Origin of the sequence: Allofrancisella guangzhouensis, assembly GCF_000815225.1 — a bacterium.
In the GTDB taxonomy this organism is placed as follows: Bacteria; Pseudomonadota; Gammaproteobacteria; order Francisellales; family Francisellaceae; genus Francisella; species Francisella guangzhouensis.
Genome location: NZ_CP010427.1, coordinates 186,706 through 204,235, shown reverse-complemented (window position 1 = coordinate 204,235; position 17,530 = coordinate 186,706). Strand labels below are relative to the sequence as shown.

Sequence of the window (17,530 nt, the reverse complement as noted above, 5' to 3'; positions counted from 1 at the left end):
ATGTTTAGTGGAATAGTTCAGCAGCTAGGAACAGTAAAAAGAATAGCTATTAGAGATAATATAAAAATTTTTTATATCGCTTTTGAAAATTGTAGTAAATGTAGCATAGGAGATAGTGTTGCTATAAATGGAACTTGCCTAACTGTCACAGATCTTAATTTAGAGCATATTATAGCAAGGTTTGATGCTGTTCCAGAAACTCTAGACAGAACAAACTTAAATGAATTAAGTATCGGAGATATTGTAAACACAGAACTTGCTATACGCTATGGAGATTTAATCGGAGGTCATACAGTTCAGGGACATATTGATGAAAAAGGCTCTATCAAAGAGATTAAAGATGTAGGCGGAGCATGGATCGTTGAAATAATAGCTTCAAAAGAGTTCTTAGAGTATCTAATCCCTAAAGGGTTTGTAGCTATAGATGGCATGAGTATTACCGTTGTAGAAGTTTTTGATAAAAGTTTTACTGTAACCCTTATACCACACACCATAGATACTACTATTGCAAAAAACTATACTAAAAACTCTGTAGTAAACTTAGAAGCTGATGCTACTGGTAAATACATTTATAAATATCTACAAGGATTCAAAAATGTTTAATCAAATAAAAAATAACGTAGTAAAAGCTATACAAGCACTTAAATCAGGTAAACCTATAGTTGTCCTTGATGACTATGATCGTGAGAATGAGGGAGACCTAATACTACCAGGGCAAATGGCAACCGAACAAAATATAGCTTTTATGTTAGAACACACAAGTGGTATAGTCTGTTTAGCTATGGACTCTAAACAGGCTAAAAGATTAAATCTAACTCCGATGGTTGCTGCAGATCAAAATAATAGTACTTTTAGTACACCTTTTACAGTTACTATAGAAGCAAAGGAGGGTGTAACTACAGGAGTTTCAGCAAAAGATAGAGCCCATACAATTCAAGTAGCATCATCATACAATGCAAAAGCGGAAGATCTAGCTCGTCCAGGACACATATTCCCCCTAATTGCTAATGATAAGGGGGTTTTAGGTCGCAATGGTCATACAGAAGCTTCGGTTGATTTAATGAAGCTTAGCGGATTTAACAGTGTTGGAGTCTTATGTGAACTAATGAATAAAGATGGCACAATGATGAAAGCTGAAGAGCTTGAGACTTTTGCTCAAAAGTATAATTTACCTATACTAACTATTGCTGAACTATATCAATACCGTTTAGCAACAGAAATTTTTGTTGAAAAAACAGCTAGCTCTTCTATGCCATTTGTTAATGTTGGTGAGCTTGAAATGTCTGTCTATAAAGATATATTTAGCAACGATGAGGTTGTTGTACTATCTAAACCTTACCACGTAGATAAGCCTTTAGTTAGAATGCATTCTTCTTGTATAACAGGGGATTTATTTGGCTCTTTACGTTGTGATTGTCAAGCTCAACTTAAAAAAGCTATGCAAATGATTAATGAAGAGGGAGGGTATCTTATTTATTTGAACCAAGAGGGTCGAGGTATTGGTTTAACAAATAAACTTAAAGCTTATAATTTGCAAATGCGCGATAATATGGATACTATAGAAGCCAACATAGCTCTTGGTTTGCCTGTTGATGCTAGAAAATATGATTTAGCTATACAAGTATTAAAGTACAATAAAATTGATAAATGTAGATTAATCTCAAATAATCCTAAAAAAGTTAATGCTTTAAGAATGGCTGATATAGCTACAGAACCTGTTGCATGTGAAGCTTTTGTAAATTCACATAATAAAGGCTATCTCATAACTAAAAAGAATAAAATGAAACACACAATCAAAGGTATATAGGTATCAATATGAATAAACTAGCTATAGTTGTAAGTGAGTTTAATGCTCTAATAACAGATAAAATGCTCGAGGGTGCTATAGAAGAAGCATATTCTCAAGGTTTAAAAGATAATCAACTTGGGGTATATAAAGTTCCAGGTGCTGTTGAATTACCATATGCTGCTAAACTACTTGCTGAAACTGGTAAATTTGATGCTATAATACTGCTTGGTTGTGTCATTCGTGGCGAAACAGATCATTATGATTATGTGTGTGATCAAGTAAGTTACGGTACACAAAAAGTTATGCATCAATATAACTTACCTGTAATTTTTGGTGTGTTAACTACTCACAACAAAGACCAAGCTCTAGAGAGGGTTGGTGGGAGAAAGGGTCATAAGGGGAAGTATTGTGTACAAGCAGCTATTACTATGGCAAAAATGAAAGAGGATATACAAACCCAAGGAGCTTAGTGATGTCTTTACAAATTTTAAAGTATCCACACCCTGTGCTAAAAGAAGTCGCAAAAGAAGTTGCAAAAGAAGAAATCGATGCTCAATTGAGAGATACACTGAATGAGATGCGGCAACTTATGAAGCAGGCTGGAGGTGTAGGACTTGCAGCAATACAAGTTGGCATAAAAAAAAGATTTTTCATTATGGTTGATGATTTAGAAAGTCCAGACTCTGATGTCATTGCTATAATTAATCCTCAAATTGTTGAAAAACATGGTGAAACCATGGATGAAGAAGGGTGTTTATCATTTCCAGGTGTTTCAGCAAAAGTCAAAAGAGCCGATACAATTAAGATTAAAGCCTTAAATGAATTCGGTCATGATATAGAGGTTATAAAAGAAGGTTTTTTAGCTCGTTGTATACAACATGAGATAGATCACCTTGATGGAATAACTTTTTTTGATCATTTAGGAGCTCTTAAAAGACAAATGATAGAAAAAAGATATAGGAAATTGATGAATGAGAATGCTAAATTGTAGAATTTTATTAATTTTTTTATAGTTAAAGCTTTACTTTTTAGCCTCCTTAAGCAAAAATTGTTTTTAAAACCATACTAGAAGTGAATGTAATATGTCTAAATTGTTTAAGAAAATTAGTTTAGTGCTACTAATTGTTTTACTAAGCTCTTGTAATATGTTGACGGATGATCAGTTTGTTTACCTTGGTCATGGCACTGATACACCTAGCTACCAGTTATATTATGATAAAACTAAAAAGCTATTTATCTTAGTAGATAAAAGAAATGGGTGTTTTCAAAAGGATGATACGGGTACTTGTCTGGCTTTTAGCTTACAGCAGACCAAAGACTTTAGAAATGAAGTCTTGGCTAAAATGATTAAGATGAATATCCTTTTAGAAAAAGATAATTATGGTGGTAATTATGCTATTTCTCAGCTTGAGAAAGCGGGGATCACAACGATTAACAAGCCTATAAAGATAAGCGATGTGTACGCTACCCCGGTTAGACAAATAATGATGGATAGACAACAACAATATCATCTTGTTAGGGGAGACTTTAAAATAGATGCAAACCTAGTTGCTATGGTAGTGACTAATTCTGAAGGTAAAAAACAAATTAAAGTCGCTTACACTATTGACTTCCCTGATGTAGTGAAGAAATACAATGCAAAATTAAGACCTTTTGTTATAGATCCTGCATATTTATATACACATATGACTATGGATGCAGTATATGAAGCTCAATATGTACAAAAAAATGTTCATAGAAGTCAGAAAAAGGTAACCAAAGAAGTTGATGGTTATTTGAAAAAGATTGTTGATGAGAGTCCAAATGCTGAACAACAAAACACCTCCATAGTAGATACACAAATCACGGAAATGTTAGCTAGCTTGAATAGTGATAATAGTTTGGTAACAAATATGGTTAGTAGTGGTAGCAGTGTTGATAATTACACTATTACTAAATCTAATAGCTCCAAACCTGATAAAGAATCCTCAAGCACAACTGCTACATCTAACAATAACTAAAATATTCTGCTAATTCGCAAAACTGCTAATTTTTCCTTTTCTTATCAAGAAATGTTTAGCTTAACGACTATTTTTCAGATTATTATTCCACCACCTAGACAAATGTCTTTGTTATAAAAAACTACGGATTGTCCTGGTGTTATTGCTCTTTGTGGCTGATCAAAACACACTTTTACTGAGCCATCAGAGTTTACTGTAACTTCACATGGTTGATCTTTTTGTCTATACCTAACTTTTGCACTACACCTAAAATTATCTGATGGAGCTAAGCCAGCGATCCAACTTAAGTCTATAGCATGCAATTTACTTTTAAAAAGCATTGGGTGGTCATGACCTTGCACAGCTATTAAAATATTATTTTCTAGATCCTTTACTGCTGCAAACCAAGGTATCTCAGGACGGTTTTTCACACCACCTATACCTAATCCTTGCCTTTGCCCTATGGTGTAATACATAAGCCCATCATGTTCACCAATTTTGATACCACTCTCATCATGAATTTCACCCTTCTGAGCTGGTAAGTACTTAGATAAAAAATCTTTAAATTTACGCTCACCAATAAAGCAAATACCTGTACTATCTTTTTTATCAAAAGTAACAAGCTTGTTTTCTTTCGCTATTTGACGGACTTTTTCTTTTGTTATGTCCCCAATAGGAAACATGGTTTGCTTTAATTGTTCCTGTCCTAATGTATATAGGAAATAAGTCTGATCTTTATTATCATCGAACCCTTTTACTAATTGTACAAAACCATCTTCAGCAACCTTAGTTCTAGCGTAATGTCCTGTTGCGATATATTCACCCCCTAAAAGATGAACATAGCTTAGAAAAGCTTTAAACTTAATTTCTTTATTACAAAGAATGTCTGGATTAGGTGTTCTACCAGCTTTATATTCGGTCAAAAAATGTTCAAAAACATTATCCCAATACTCAGCAGCGAAATTTATTTTTTTAAAAGGTATTCCTATAGAATCACATACTGCTTGAGCATCCTTTATGTCCTGTTCAGCAGAGCAAAATTCATCAGTATCATCCTCTTCCCAATTTTTCATAAAAACACCGGTAACATTATAGCCTTGCTGTTTTAATAACAACGCTGATACAGAAGAGTCAACCCCACCAGAAATACCTACGATTACTTTTTTGGACATATTTTTTATCCTATATCACTTTTTAAGCACAGATAAAAAAGCCTCTTGAGGTATTTCGACTGAGCCAATATTTTTCATTCTTTTTTTACCTTCTTTTTGCTTTTCTAAAAGCTTTTTCTTACGTGAAACATCACCGCCATAGCATTTAGCTAATACGTTTTTACGTAAAGCTTTGACTGTACTTCTAGCCACGATCGTACCGCCTATAGCGGCTTGAATAGCAACCTCAAACATTTGTCTTGGAATAAGTTCTTTTAATCTTTCGACTAGTTCTCTACCTTTGTATTTGGCTTGTTCCTTATGAACAATACTTGCTAAAGCATCTACTTTGTCTCCATTTATCAATACATCTAGACGAACCATATCTGCTGACTCATAACGGATTAGCTCATAGTCTAGTGAACCATAGCCTTTAGTTGCTGACTTTAAGGTGTCAAAGAAATCTGATACAACCTCTATCATTGGTAAATCATAAGTTATAGAAACCTGACTACCTACATAATTCATGTCTACCTGTATACCTCTTTTCTCTATACAAAGAGTAATTACACTTCCAACATAGTCTTTTGGAACTAATATATTTGCCCTAACAATAGGTTCTTGAATCTCTTGTATAGCACCTGGTTCAGGTAGTTTAGAAGGGTTATCAACCTCCACTGTTTCACCATCTTTTTTTATTGCTTTATAAACAACTGTTGGTGCTGAAGTTATTAAATCCAGGTTATATTCCCTTTCTAGCCTCTCTTGGATAATTTCCATATGTAACATACCCAAGAAACCACACCTAAATCCAAAACCTAATGCTTGCGAAACTTCTGGCTCAAAAAATAATGAAGCATCATTTAGACTGAGTTTCTCTAAAGCCTCTCGGAAGTCAGGGTAGTCATCAGAATTTATCGTAAACATTCCCGCGTAGACTTGTGGCTGAACTTTTTTAAACCCAGGTACAGCCTTTTCGGTAGGATTATGGGTGTGTGTAAATGTATCTCCCACTGGAGCCCCATGTATATCTTTTATCCCAGCGACGATAAATCCAACCTCACCTGCTTTTAAATGATCAAGATCTTTCATTTTAGGAGTAAATACACCTACTTTATCAACTTGATAAGAATTGCCTGTGGACATTACTTTTATTTTCTCTCCTATTTTCAAGGTCCCATTTTTTATTCTAACAAGAGATACTACACCAAGGTAATTATCAAACCATGAATCTATAATTAAAGCTTGTAGCCTATTATCTGGGTTACCAACTGGAGGTGGAACTTTTGCCACAATAGTTTCTAAAACATCCTCCACACCTATACCTGTCTTTGCACTACACGTGGTAGCTCCTGTTGCGTCTATTCCAATAATTTCTTCGATTTCTTCCGCAACTTTTTCTGGATCTGCTGATGGTAAGTCGATTTTGTTTAATATGGGTATAACCTCTAGATTTTGCTCTATCGCTGTATAACAGTTTGCTACAGTTTGCGCTTCTACCCCTTGAGCGGCATCTACAACCAAAAGAGCTCCTTCACATGCTGCCAATGAGCGAGAAACCTCATATGAAAAATCAACATGCCCTGGAGTATCGATAAAATTAAGTTGATAAGCTTGTCCGTTTTTAGCAATATATTCTAAAGTAACAGATTGTGCTTTAATTGTGATTCCCCGTTCTCTTTCAATATCCATGGAGTCTAGAACTTGTTCTTTCATCTCACGTTCCGTCAAGCCATTACAAACTTGGATAAATCGATCTGAAAGTGTTGATTTTCCATGGTCAATATGAGCTATTATTGAAAAGTTTCTAATATTTTTCATATACATAATTTCTTAATAAGAGGTTTTTCTTAATGTTATAAACTTAAGTATCTATTATGCTATAAAATAACTTTAAAATGTAGCTGTTGCGACTTTTATGCGAAACAAATATTCTTTAACTATAACCATTTAGCAAGAATCTTACTTACACAAAACTTTTACTTCTTAAAGACTATTGATTTAATTCATAGTAACAAAAAAACAAGTTATCTGAGTGAAGTCAAAGCCTAGTATTTTCAGGGTTTTGGCAAATCTATTTCGACAAGCTCAATGAACTTTAGCGGTTAAATCAGTAGCCACTTTTATTGGGCGTAACATGTTATGTTATGCTTTAATCCTATATTATTAGCTATTTTTTTTTGAAGCGTCAGTACCTTGGTGGTAAACCCGTTTAATCAGTTATTAAAAGATTTTTTTTCATTGTTATTGTTTGCTATAATGAAAATGAAAGAAGTCTAAATTAGGAGAGCTATCATGGCATATAAAAAGATACTATTAGCAATTAATGTTTATGAGAAAGCAAATATAGTGATTGATTCTGCAATTAATTTTGCTAAGAAAAATAATATCAAGCAGCTTCAGGTTATTTCTGTAGTTGATTGTGTGGCGCCATTTGCACCTTCTATAGTTGATTTTCAACATTCTATAGAAAGAGAGGCAAAAGAAGCTTTATCTAAAGTCATTGCTAAAATTTCAGGGTTTGACGTTAAGCATGAAATTTTGGTAGGTAATCCAGCTTCTGAAATTGTTGCATACGCTGAGGAAAATGAGTGTGATCTTATAATTTTGGGTTCGCATGCTACTCATGGTATTAACCTATTGCTAGGATCAGTTGCTAATGCTGTATTACATAAAGCAAAATGTGACGTTTTAACAGTAAGGGTTGGTAAAGATAAGCAAGCAGCAGCTATAGAGTATAAGAAGCTACTAATGCCTACAGATCTAGAAAATGATTCTTGTAAGGTAGCAGCAAAGGCTAATGAGGTGGCTAAACTTTATAATGCAACAGTAGATACAGCATTTGTAATACCAAATGATAGTATCTCTTTAATGACTTATGAAACGGCAAAAGTAGAGGAAGCTATAGATAAGTTTGCTAAAGAAAATAATATCAATGGAGGAAAATTTGTTTTAATTGGCGGGGTTTCTAATAGTATTTTAGAAAAAGCTAAAGAACAATGTAGCGATTTAATTGTCGTGGGAAGTCATAGAAGAAGTGCTATTGGCAGATTTTTCTTAGGTTCTACAGCTAATGGAATACTACATGAGGCGGGTATTGATGTTTTAGTGGTTAGATTGAAGTAATTTTCGTCCTATTTTTCTTAGTTTTAACTAAGTCACAAATATATTTTTCTTACAAAAATTTTCTTTAAAAACTATATTTTTCCGTATTTTTATAATTTAATAAAAGTATACGCAGTTTTTGTTTTTGAATATGAAAAAATTACTTGTTCTTTTTGCAAGCTCAGCAGAATGGTATGAATTTACAGTGTACTCATTTTGTGCAGGATACATAGGTACAGCTTTTTTCCCCTTTAATGACTCTTTTACTAACTTTTTATTTGCATTTGGTGCTTTTGCTGCAGGTTTCCTTGCTAGACCTCTAGGTGGGGTTATATTTGGGTATATAGGGGATAAAAAATCACGTACTTCAGCCCTTGCTTGGGCAGCATTTTTTATGGGGGTTCCTACAGTAGGTATGGCTTTGTTACCTCCATATACTATGATAGGGGTTTTAGCTCCTTTGCTATTAGTGTCCTTCAGGATATTACAAGGTATAGCAATTGGAGGACAGTATAGTGGTTCAGTTGTTATCCTTATAGAAGGTGAAACTACTGCCTTAGGTAAAGCTAAAGCTTCAGCAAATGTCATAACAAGTGCTTTTGGTGGAATTTTACTTGCTATAGTTAGTTTTCAAGTTTTTAGATATTTTATCCCTGATGAAATTATGGCAAATGGTGGCTGGAGAATTTTGTTTGCTATAGCTATTCTGTTGGTAGTTTTATCATTCTTTATTAAACATAGTGGAAGTAAAGAAGAAAAAAGTACTTCAAAACCACAGGTTAAGCTAAAATCATTGTTTTTAGAGTACCATAAAAGTATTTTGTATATGATACTGTTGTGTTTTCCTGGAGCAGTTGTAGCATATTTTCAGATCACTATATTACCCAATATTATTAAGGAAATACTTGGTCAAGCCCATGTTAATGTCGCTATCCTAACCACTATAAGCTTAATAATGTTTATAGGCTCTTGTGTTTTGGCTGCTAGGTTGACGAAGTTTTTTGCTATAAAAGCTATAATTACCTTAGGACTAGTTTTGATGCTTATTTTACCTTTACCAATATACGCGTTATATAAAGCTAATAGTGAGTTATTGATATTTTTCTTTATAGTTATGGGAGCAATCTTTGGTATTTTTTATGGCACTATTATGGTGGTTTTCACAGACTGTTTTCCAAAAGATGTGCGCTATACAGGTTTTGCTGTGGCTTATAATACAGGTTTTGGGGTATACGGAGGCTTATTACCTTTTGTTTGTTTTTATTTGGCGGATAAATTCTCTGATTATGCGGCTGTTGGTATTATATGTTTAAGTGCTATAGTTGGATTAATAACACTATACAAATTAGAGCCAGAGTTTTGCAAAAAAGGTATCTCAAAATAAAACAAGTCTGTAAAATATTAGACAAAGGTATAACACGCAATACTGTTTATGAATTATTACTTCTTAAGTGAAAGCTGCTTTATTTACAATTTAAGTAATCGGCTTTCTATTGATGATAACCTTAAGATCCTTAAGATCTATAAATTTATTTTAGATGATAAATCATTTTGTAACGACCTAAAAATTTATGACATCGTACCAGCATATAACTCAATAGCTTTTCATTTTTTCTACAATAATAATCATTTATTTTTACAAAATAGTATCCTTAAAAAGATAGAATTAGTTGACTATAGTAAGCATATAGAATCTAAAACTCATTATATAGACGTTGAATATACTGGTATAGACTTAGAAACTGCATCCCAGAAATTAGGTCTAAATATACCAGAAATAATAAAAAGACACACAGCATCAGAATATCATATAGCAATGCTTGGATTTAAACCGTATTTGCCATATCTATTGGGACTTGATATTAGTCTAAGTTTACCTAGGCTGGCTACCCCAAGAAATAAAATAGATGTTGGTTCGATTGGTATAGGAGGGTCGCAAACTACCATATTTACAACAGATACTCCAAGTGGTTGGAATATTATTGGCAAAACAGCCTTTAGAGATTTTCCTAGCTTTAGTCCAGCAGATAAAATAATTTTTAGGGAAATTTAGTTATGTTTTCAGTTAACTGTGATTTAGGAGAAAGAGGAGTAGCTCATCCAACAGATGATGAGTTAGTTAATTATATTGATATCGCAAATATAGCTTGCTCTGGACATGCTGGCGATAAGCAAAGCGTTGAGTATTATACAAAGCTTTGTAATGAGAATAACGTTAAAATAACTGCTCATATATCTTACCCAGACAAAAAAAACTTTGGTAGAAAAATTATTAGTATTGATAATACCACTTTACAAAAGTCTTTTGATCAGCAGCTAGCTCTTTTTGATGGTACTATAAAAGCTATTAAGCCACATGGAGCATTATATAATCAGTTAAATGTTGATGATAAGTTAGCCAATTTTTTTGTAACATGGTGCTTAGATAACAGTATAAAAGAACTTCTAGTTAGCCCTTTTGGTATATTACGAAAATACGCAGAACAAAATGACATAAAGATACTTAAAGAGAGTTTTGCAGAAAGGGGATATATGTTAGACAAAAACAATAATCCTATGCTTATTCCCAGAGGTACGCCAAATGCAGAAATTCATGATTTAAGCAAGGCACTGTCTCAATATATGGATCTAAAAGAAGGTTTTATAAGGATAGCTGGTAAAAAAGTTACATTTAATTCCGAGACGATTTGTGTCCATTCTGATAGTAAAATAGCACTAGCGCTTGTAAAAGAAATATATAATCGTAAAGGCTAAGTATGCAAACAAAAATATTTTCCGTGAAAGGAGGGTTATCGTTCCCTGTTTATGAAAGACTATATGGCTTTCAAGATAAGGGTATATCTCTTGGTGGTGCCCAAGATCAATTAAGTTTTAGAGTTGCTTATCAGCTATTTAATCAGCCTTTAGATTTTCAAGCTATAGAGATGATTTATCCTGCGAAAATAACAGCCGAAGAAGATATGCTTTTTATACTTTGTGGAGCAACTTATGAAAATACTTCTGTAAATAGTAAACAAGTGGTATATAACCAAATTCAGTATTTAAAAAAAGGAGATACATTAGAATTTAGTGGTACCAAGGTTGGTTTTCGTACTTTGGTGTTTGCTATAGTTCAAACACCAGACCAAATAAATATTGGTAAAAAAAGGTCAAAAGAAATTGAGCAGTTTATAGATTCAAATTATAAAAATAACTATATACGAATAGTTAAAGGTCCGGAGTTTGATATTTTAGAAGATAATGGCTTTTTTGAACAAGTTTGGACAATATCACCAAACTCAAGTCAGATGGGACTATCTTTAGATGGTAACGCTTTGATCGCTAAGAAAGTAGAAATGATTTCACAACCTGTAGTTGATGGCACGATCCAGTTATCTCCTAGCGGACCAATAATTTTAATGCGTCATAGGCAAACTGTAGGCGGCTACCCACGAGTAGCTACAGTTGTTGAGCCAGACATAAATAAACTCGCTCAATTTGCACCAAAATCTAGGTTAAGGTTTAAACTTGTTAGTTTCGATGAAGCAATAGAATTATATTCTAAATTTAATAGGCTTTTTGTATGAAAACCCACCTTACACAAGCTTTAGTTGATTTAACTGTATGAAACTAACTTTCTCATAAAAAAAATTTTTTGTAAATTATAGTATTTTTCTTTATTTTATTGTTATAAACTTCTCAACGTAACTAATCCTAAATTAAAGGAATCATTTATAATGTTGCGAAAACTGGTAAAAACTTTAATTCCAAGTCAAGATAAAATATTCTTTGAGCTACTAATACAGGCAACAGAGAGTGTAGAAGAATCAGCAAGAATCTTAGATCAGATAATGAAAGAAAAGGATAATCTAACCATATCTGAGCTTGCAGAAGAGTTAAGACTAACTAGGACTGTCACAGTTGAGTTAGCTAATAAAATTGATCATGAATTAGCTAGATATTTTGTAACACCTATAGATAGAGTTGAGTTACACAACATTATAACTTTACTTTCAAAACTAAATAAGAGAATCGTAAGAGCTTATCGCTATATGCAAATTCTAATGGAAGAGGAAAGAGGGAACGTTAACTTATATTTATCAAACTGTGTTGAAACTCTTAGAAAAATGACAAAAGTTCTAGATGATATGATGAAAGCTTTTAGTAAAGGCGATTATAAAACCCTTAAATCACTTTATACAAGAATAACTGTTTTAGATGAGAACGTTTTAGAGGATCTGGGTTATGCCCTTAAGAAGTTTTCTCATTTTGAGGAGGGCGATATTATTTTTATAATGAAGGTCAAAGATATCTACAAAACCATAGAAAACGCTATTTCAACTTGTACAGCTGTCGCAGAATCAATAATGAGAATATATGTGAAAGAAGTTTAAAGTAGGGTCTTGTCAAAATGGTTACATCAGTATTAATAATAATCATTTGTATAGCTTTATTTTTTGAGTTTACTAATGGTTTTCATGATGCAGCAAACGTTGTTGCTACACCAATAGCTACTAAATCTTTAACCCCCCACCAAGCTATAGGTTTAGCAGCTTTTTTTAATTTTTTAGGAGCGTTTTTTGGTACTGCTGTTGCAGCTACTATCTCAAAAGGACTTGTAGATACAAGCGTAGTTTCAGATATAGTTCTTGTATCTGCACTGTTAGGAGCTATAAGTTGGAACTTTTTTACATGGTATTTTGGTATTCCATCAAGCTCCTCTCATGCTCTAATAGGCTCTTTAGTGGGGGCCGTTATAGTAGGAGCCAGCTATAAAGATGTTAATTACATTACAGTACTTAATAAGGTTCTGGTACCAATGATTAGCTCGCCAGTTTTAGCTTTTTTTGTAGCTTTAATCGTTTGTATAGTATTGTTAAATATTTTTACTCAAGTAAAAAATGTAAGACTTACTAACAAATACATTAGAGAGTTACAAGTAGTATCAACTAGTTTATTATCATTTTCACATGGTTCAAATGATGCTCAAAAAACTATGTCAATTATAACTTTAGCATTATTAAGTGCTGGTTTAGTACAGACTACTGTAGTTCCAGATTGGGTTATAATAGTTTGTGGTGCAGCTATGGGATTAGGAACTCTTTCTGGAGGTAAAAAGATTATAAAAACCTTAAGTACAAAGCTCTCGAAACTTGAGCCTACAAATGCTGTTTCAGCTGAGCTAAGTTCAGGGTTATTAGTTTTAGGTGCTTCTCATATAGGCTTACCAGTTAGTACCACTCAAGTTGCATCAGGTTCAATTATGGGTGCTGGCTTTGCTGATTCAGGAGTTAATTGGAGAGTTGTTAAAAAGCTAGCAACAGCATGGCTATTAACTATCCCTGCGTGTATTTTTGTTACAGGGATTATCTATACTGTACTGTATCATTCTATTGGAATTTTTTAGCTATAAAATATTTTCTTAATAACATCTACTAGCTTATAATCTAGAATTAAGGTGTTATAGTAATTTTTAAAGTATGCATAAAAAAGATCATGTTAAGAAACTTATTATAGCCCTTCACTGGCTCACAGTTGTTTTGCTAATTTTAGTGTTTGTATCTATAGAGTTTAGGAGTGCTTTTGGTAAAAATACAGTTTTCTATGGTTTTATGAAAAGTTCACATTTCTATATAGGTTTTAGTATTTTATTTTTGACTACTTTTAGAATCATTTTAAAACAATTTATTATGTCTCCAAGGCCTGGTTATGGTTTACTTCGTAAACTTTTGGCTAAATTAGTCCATGGTTTTTTATATTTTTGGTTAATGGCTATGCCTATTTTAGGCTGGTGCATAATAAGTGCAAAAGGCACATATTCAATACCATTTGGGTTACCAAGCCTTATTGATCATATGCCAAAGGAGTATATTGGACAACTAAAAAACGTTCATGAGTATTTAGCATATATTGGTTTGGGAATAATATTTATCCACATTTTGGTGGGATTATTTAATTATTTATCAACTAGAGATTCTATTTCTTATTCAGAAGCAAAAGTTTCTCAAAATACTGACAAAGACAAGGAGAGAGTTTTTAAAATCAAATAAACAGAGTATTGTTTGGAGGAGAAAAATGATAAAGCTGATATCTATAGAAGCTGTAAAAAAAGCTTTTTTAAAAGGCATTGATTCATTTACTGATCTATATGAAATTCAAAATAATAAAAATCACCTTAATTTAGCTATTGGTAATTTAATGCTGAATATTAAAGGTCAAGGGGTTCATATAAATGAGATAACAATTATAGAGCTTGAAAAGGTTAACCGAATAAAGGCTATTTTAAATAGAGATAGTGATGAAGAACTTAAAAAGCTTTTTATAGGTTTCGGAAGAAGGTTAAATCAAATAAGCCAAGATAAATGTAAAAGATGTTTTATAACCACCCACTATTCTTTTATAGCGCTATCAGTGTTACATTATGCCTCTGTAATAGATTCAAAATGTTTGGAAGTAGGCGATGTCTCTGTGCTTGATCTTTATGACATGGATCGGTTGCTAGGGTATTACTTACTTCCTGATACCCGACACAAAAAAGTTATTTTGAAACTCTTTAAGGTCATAGGAAATACTTTAGAAAATATAAATACATCACTACATGAACAAAGTTTTTTAGATCAGGTTTCTATAGATCAGATTTCTGAAAGTGAAAAACTATGGGCTTTTATTTGTCAGTCAGACTCTAGCTTAAAAACCCAGGCGAAAGACTTTCTTGATTATAAAAGTTTTAAAAAATTCTCTGACCTAGGGAAGAGGATATTAAAGGAAAAAAGCTTTAATGATTTTAATGGTGGCGGTAGAGTAGTAAAATTCCGAGGTATACCAGAGGATAGTGACTTATTTATAAAAATAAATGAGCTATTTTCAAATACTAAGGATGTTCTTAAGGGGATTGATAATATGTGTAGTGGTATATTAGCTTATGCACTAAAATTTAAGCAAAACACCTCTAATCTGCATTCAACAGCAGCGCTACTAAAAAGTTTCCGAGAAACGTATATATCTGGTGAAGCTATAATGCAGCGAGATACATTATCCCATCTAATCTCTAAGGGTATAACTTTTGGTGTATTAAAACCTATTCTTTCATCGTCTATAATTGCTTTACTGATAACAAGTATTACAGGGAAAACTCTAAACATATCGTTTAACTCCCCGTATTACGGCGTTTGGAATAGGCATGGTATAACAGGGCAGATCAGGGCTTTCCTACTAAAAAACTATCTTGAGATGTTTTCCATTTTTATAGAGAATCATTTATATTTTGTTTTATCTCAAGCGGAAAACTCTAATATATCTATACAAACAGTTAATAAACTTTGTTTATATGGCAATGATTTTATAAAAAAATTTACTTCTTTTTATAAAGGAAATTTAGAGCTACTCCCTAATAAAAAGCAAAAAGGAAGCTTATATTTTTATTTGAAAATGTATGCTGGTATTAGCCCAGATGGAAGATTTACTTTTGAGCCTGACTTTGAGAAAATAGAGTGCTGGGATAAATCAAAATTATCTAAAATATATAGAAACATTTGAGCGTTACTATTTTTATCCACGGTTTTGTTTGGTTTTTTATTTACAGGTCTAATTTTTGCTAGGGTCGTCTAAATCATTCCCTAATAATTCTATCAACTCAGTTCTAAATATTTCAACTAACTTATCTTTATGTTTTGAATATTTGTATACTAGAACTAGAAAAGACTCTATATGAAAATCTACCTCAAATCCTCTTACAAAATCAATATATTCAGAGTCTTTCATGAGTGAGTCGTAATAGAATTTAGGCATAAAGCCAATTACTTTTTCTTTTTTTATAATATTAGCTTTTTGTACTTCATTACTAACCAGATATTTTACTTTATTGGGGTTAAACCTATACATTTTGTTTTGGTGGTTATCTTCTTCATCTTCTTTATGCGTGAAGTTAAAAATATTGTGATCCCAATCATATCGGTTAAATACCAAATCTGTTTCTAAAACTTTCTGCGGCTCATTATGCATATCTTTTATAAGGTTTTTATCGCCGTATATTAGAGCTGGTAGTTTTGTAGAATTGATAGACTTACATACTATCCAATCATTTAAATCAATATGTTCTAGATGTCTTGTATTTATTAGAATTACATCGTATGTTTCAAACTGATATTCTTTACCATCGAAGTGGTTTAGAGCATAATTATCTAAGGTAAACCTTAAGTTGCTGGTGGAGTCTTGGTTTAGCTTAGGTATCACTCTATCTATGGTTACTTTTATGGAAAGTGGAGAGCCTAATACTCTTATAGCCCGTCTTTCTTTAAAGCCATTGTTTTTAACACTATCAATAGTGCTTTCTAGATCTTTATATATTTTGCTACAAGAGTGATAATACTTTACGCCATTTTTTGTTGGGGTGATACGATTGTGTATATTTTGTATAAGCTTAACTCCAAGATATGTTTCTAGTGTATCTATCTTGCTTTTTATAGTGTTAAGTTCAACATTGTAGAATTTTTTCACAGAACTATATGATCCTAGTTCTACTACCTTGATGAAATAACGAGTTGCCTCAATTATATCTTTACTAAAATCAATATTCACCATAACTAATCTCCTTTCGTATTATAATAATACATAATTATATATTACTTTAATCTATAATTATACATTTAATATACCAATTAATAAATCTCCCTAAAAAAATTAACTATATTATTTAAATTTTCTCTTTCTGTGCGATAATTATTTACTTTATCTTGGACATCTTCATATCCTATAGCGATTCCACACAGTAATACATCATCTTTGTAGCCTAATTCTTCTTTTACTATATCTGGATAGTGTGCTAGCGATGCTTGAGGACATGTTGCTAATCCTAAATCAACTGCTGCTAGCATTATAGATTGAATTAGCATACCACAGTCTATGTAGCCACTAATTCCGGTGTCAGGATGTTTAAATATAAATATAGCGGTTGGTGATTTAAAAGAAAGATAGTTTTTTGCCCATTGTTGTAACCGTCCATCTTTATCATCTTGTGCTATTTCTAGAGCGTTATACAGGTCTTGTCCACATTTTATAGCTCTTTGCTTTAGTTCATCCTCTAATCTTTCTCCATCATATTTGTATTCCATGCGTGGCTTTTGTCCTTCTTTATGGGCTTTAAGTATTTTATTCATTAATTTCTCTTTTTTTTCTCCACTGACGACAGCTATTTTCCAAGGTTGAGTGTTTTTACTAGAAGGCGCCCATTTCGCAGCTTCAAATAATTCAACGAGTAGCTCTTCAGGTATAAGTTTGTCTAGAAATTTTCTAACGGATTTACGTTTTTTTAATGCTTCGGTCACAGTCATAACTTTCTGAAATAATTTTTGAATTAGATACTTAATTTTACTAGATAAAAACATAAAAAGGTAATTTCTACAGGTGAGAGTACTTTTATAACTTAACTAATGATCATGATCTTTATTAAAAAAGTTCTTATTTATTTGAGTTAGCCTCTCTAAAAATATAAACTTTATACACAAATTCAGTGTATAAGTGATAACAAA

At 32.4% G+C, this 17,530-nt stretch carries 18 protein-coding genes; 14 read left to right on the top strand and 4 right to left on the bottom strand.

The features are described 5' to 3' along the window. The 5 genes from SD28_RS01000 (at position 1) to SD28_RS00980 (ending at position 3,789) form a co-directional block, all read left to right on the top strand. A complete protein-coding gene (locus SD28_RS01000) occupies positions 1-603 on the top strand; it encodes a riboflavin synthase (protein WP_039123221.1) in 603 nt (200 codons plus the stop codon). Further along, on the top strand, positions 596-1,807 hold the full coding sequence (gene ribB / locus SD28_RS00995; RefSeq protein ID WP_039123220.1) for a 3,4-dihydroxy-2-butanone-4-phosphate synthase: 1,212 nt from the start codon (positions 596-598) through the stop codon (positions 1,805-1,807). The genes SD28_RS01000 and ribB overlap by 8 nt, the downstream gene beginning before the upstream one ends. 8 nt (positions 1,808-1,815) lie before the next feature. Beyond that, the gene (ribH, locus tag SD28_RS00990) at positions 1,816-2,259 is read left to right on the top strand and encodes a 6,7-dimethyl-8-ribityllumazine synthase (RefSeq protein ID WP_039123218.1); all 444 of its coding nucleotides are present in this window, start codon (positions 1,816-1,818) and stop codon (positions 2,257-2,259) included. A gap of 2 nt (positions 2,260-2,261) precedes the next feature. Beyond that, positions 2,262-2,780, top strand: coding sequence for a peptide deformylase (gene def, locus SD28_RS00985; RefSeq protein WP_039123217.1), 519 nt, complete (start codon positions 2,262-2,264; stop codon positions 2,778-2,780). Positions 2,781-2,871: 91 nt separating this feature from the next. Then, positions 2,872-3,789, top strand: coding sequence for an FTN_0109 family protein (locus SD28_RS00980; protein WP_039123215.1), 918 nt, complete (start codon positions 2,872-2,874; stop codon positions 3,787-3,789). A gap of 74 nt (positions 3,790-3,863) precedes the next feature. Here SD28_RS00980 and mnmA read toward each other — a convergent pair whose 3' ends face one another. Next, positions 3,864-4,940 carry a tRNA 2-thiouridine(34) synthase MnmA gene (gene mnmA, locus SD28_RS00975; protein ID WP_039123213.1) on the bottom strand — a complete coding sequence of 359 codons (1,077 nt, stop codon included), beginning with the start codon at positions 4,938-4,940 and terminating at the stop codon, positions 3,864-3,866. A 15-nt stretch (positions 4,941-4,955) separates the two neighbouring features. After that, positions 4,956-6,740 carry a translation elongation factor 4 gene (gene lepA / locus SD28_RS00970; protein WP_039123211.1) on the bottom strand — a complete coding sequence of 595 codons (1,785 nt, stop codon included), beginning with the start codon at positions 6,738-6,740 and terminating at the stop codon, positions 4,956-4,958. Positions 6,741-7,214: 474 nt separating this feature from the next. Between lepA and SD28_RS00965 the strand changes: the two genes are divergently transcribed. The 9 genes from SD28_RS00965 to SD28_RS00925 all read left to right on the top strand — a co-directional run bounded on the left by SD28_RS00965 (position 7,215) and on the right by SD28_RS00925 (position 15,539). Further along, positions 7,215-8,045 carry a universal stress protein gene (locus SD28_RS00965; protein WP_039123209.1) on the top strand — a complete coding sequence of 277 codons (831 nt, stop codon included), beginning with the start codon at positions 7,215-7,217 and terminating at the stop codon, positions 8,043-8,045. Between the two features lie 130 nt (positions 8,046-8,175). Further along, positions 8,176-9,408: an MFS transporter gene (locus tag SD28_RS00960; RefSeq protein WP_084593801.1), complete on the top strand. Its 1,233-nt coding sequence runs from the start codon at positions 8,176-8,178 to the stop codon at positions 9,406-9,408. A gap of 48 nt (positions 9,409-9,456) precedes the next feature. Continuing rightward, on the top strand, positions 9,457-10,077 hold the full coding sequence (locus SD28_RS00955) for a 5-oxoprolinase subunit B family protein (RefSeq protein ID WP_039123206.1): 621 nt from the start codon (positions 9,457-9,459) through the stop codon (positions 10,075-10,077). Between the two features lie 2 nt (positions 10,078-10,079). Next, positions 10,080-10,778 carry a 5-oxoprolinase subunit PxpA gene (locus tag SD28_RS00950; RefSeq protein ID WP_039123204.1) on the top strand — a complete coding sequence of 233 codons (699 nt, stop codon included), beginning with the start codon at positions 10,080-10,082 and terminating at the stop codon, positions 10,776-10,778. Between the two features lie 2 nt (positions 10,779-10,780). Then, positions 10,781-11,590 carry a 5-oxoprolinase subunit C family protein gene (locus SD28_RS00945; protein WP_039123202.1) on the top strand — a complete coding sequence of 270 codons (810 nt, stop codon included), beginning with the start codon at positions 10,781-10,783 and terminating at the stop codon, positions 11,588-11,590. A 150-nt stretch (positions 11,591-11,740) separates the two neighbouring features. Next, the gene (locus SD28_RS00940; protein ID WP_039123199.1) at positions 11,741-12,397 is read left to right on the top strand and encodes a DUF47 family protein; all 657 of its coding nucleotides are present in this window, start codon (positions 11,741-11,743) and stop codon (positions 12,395-12,397) included. A gap of 17 nt (positions 12,398-12,414) precedes the next feature. After that, the gene (locus SD28_RS00935; protein WP_039123197.1) at positions 12,415-13,410 is read left to right on the top strand and encodes an inorganic phosphate transporter; all 996 of its coding nucleotides are present in this window, start codon (positions 12,415-12,417) and stop codon (positions 13,408-13,410) included. A gap of 73 nt (positions 13,411-13,483) precedes the next feature. Further along, on the top strand, positions 13,484-14,053 hold the full coding sequence (locus tag SD28_RS07840; protein ID WP_069774101.1) for a cytochrome b: 570 nt from the start codon (positions 13,484-13,486) through the stop codon (positions 14,051-14,053). A 25-nt stretch (positions 14,054-14,078) separates the two neighbouring features. Next, positions 14,079-15,539, top strand: coding sequence for a hypothetical protein (locus SD28_RS00925; RefSeq protein ID WP_039123195.1), 1,461 nt, complete (start codon positions 14,079-14,081; stop codon positions 15,537-15,539). Positions 15,540-15,587: 48 nt separating this feature from the next. On the opposite strand, the gene SD28_RS00920 is transcribed toward SD28_RS00925, so the two are convergent. Then, positions 15,588-16,583, bottom strand: a complete 996-nt coding sequence (locus SD28_RS00920) for a LysR family transcriptional regulator domain-containing protein (protein WP_039123193.1) — start codon at positions 16,581-16,583, stop codon at positions 15,588-15,590. A gap of 77 nt (positions 16,584-16,660) precedes the next feature. Further along, on the bottom strand, positions 16,661-17,332 hold the full coding sequence (locus SD28_RS00915) for a nitroreductase (RefSeq protein ID WP_039125669.1): 672 nt from the start codon (positions 17,330-17,332) through the stop codon (positions 16,661-16,663). Positions 17,333-17,530 lie beyond the last annotated feature (198 nt).

What these genes read in the sequence shown, in the direction of transcription:
- ribH (WP_039123218.1), top strand. Translation starts at nt 1,816, where the DNA reads ATGAATAAACTAGCTATAGTTGTAAGTGAGTTTAATGCTCTAATAACA.
- SD28_RS00915 (WP_039125669.1), bottom strand. Translation starts at nt 17,332, where the DNA reads ATGACTGTGACCGAAGCATTAAAAAAACGTAAATCCGTTAGAAAATTT.
- SD28_RS00955 (WP_039123206.1), top strand. Translation starts at nt 9,457, where the DNA reads ATGAATTATTACTTCTTAAGTGAAAGCTGCTTTATTTACAATTTAAGT.
- SD28_RS00945 (WP_039123202.1), top strand. Translation starts at nt 10,781, where the DNA reads ATGCAAACAAAAATATTTTCCGTGAAAGGAGGGTTATCGTTCCCTGTT.
- SD28_RS00960 (WP_084593801.1), top strand. Translation starts at nt 8,176, where the DNA reads ATGAAAAAATTACTTGTTCTTTTTGCAAGCTCAGCAGAATGGTATGAA.
- SD28_RS00935 (WP_039123197.1), top strand. Translation starts at nt 12,415, where the DNA reads ATGGTTACATCAGTATTAATAATAATCATTTGTATAGCTTTATTTTTT.
- SD28_RS01000 (WP_039123221.1), top strand. Translation starts at nt 1, where the DNA reads ATGTTTAGTGGAATAGTTCAGCAGCTAGGAACAGTAAAAAGAATAGCT.
- SD28_RS00920 (WP_039123193.1), bottom strand. Translation starts at nt 16,583, where the DNA reads ATGGTGAATATTGATTTTAGTAAAGATATAATTGAGGCAACTCGTTAT.
- SD28_RS00940 (WP_039123199.1), top strand. Translation starts at nt 11,741, where the DNA reads ATGTTGCGAAAACTGGTAAAAACTTTAATTCCAAGTCAAGATAAAATA.
- SD28_RS00950 (WP_039123204.1), top strand. Translation starts at nt 10,080, where the DNA reads ATGTTTTCAGTTAACTGTGATTTAGGAGAAAGAGGAGTAGCTCATCCA.
- SD28_RS00980 (WP_039123215.1), top strand. Translation starts at nt 2,872, where the DNA reads ATGTCTAAATTGTTTAAGAAAATTAGTTTAGTGCTACTAATTGTTTTA.
- SD28_RS00925 (WP_039123195.1), top strand. Translation starts at nt 14,079, where the DNA reads ATGATAAAGCTGATATCTATAGAAGCTGTAAAAAAAGCTTTTTTAAAA.
- lepA (WP_039123211.1), bottom strand. Translation starts at nt 6,740, where the DNA reads ATGAAAAATATTAGAAACTTTTCAATAATAGCTCATATTGACCATGGA.
- SD28_RS07840 (WP_069774101.1), top strand. Translation starts at nt 13,484, where the DNA reads ATGCATAAAAAAGATCATGTTAAGAAACTTATTATAGCCCTTCACTGG.
- mnmA (WP_039123213.1), bottom strand. Translation starts at nt 4,940, where the DNA reads ATGTCCAAAAAAGTAATCGTAGGTATTTCTGGTGGGGTTGACTCTTCT.
- def (WP_039123217.1), top strand. Translation starts at nt 2,262, where the DNA reads ATGTCTTTACAAATTTTAAAGTATCCACACCCTGTGCTAAAAGAAGTC.
- SD28_RS00965 (WP_039123209.1), top strand. Translation starts at nt 7,215, where the DNA reads ATGGCATATAAAAAGATACTATTAGCAATTAATGTTTATGAGAAAGCA.
- ribB (WP_039123220.1), top strand. Translation starts at nt 596, where the DNA reads ATGTTTAATCAAATAAAAAATAACGTAGTAAAAGCTATACAAGCACTT.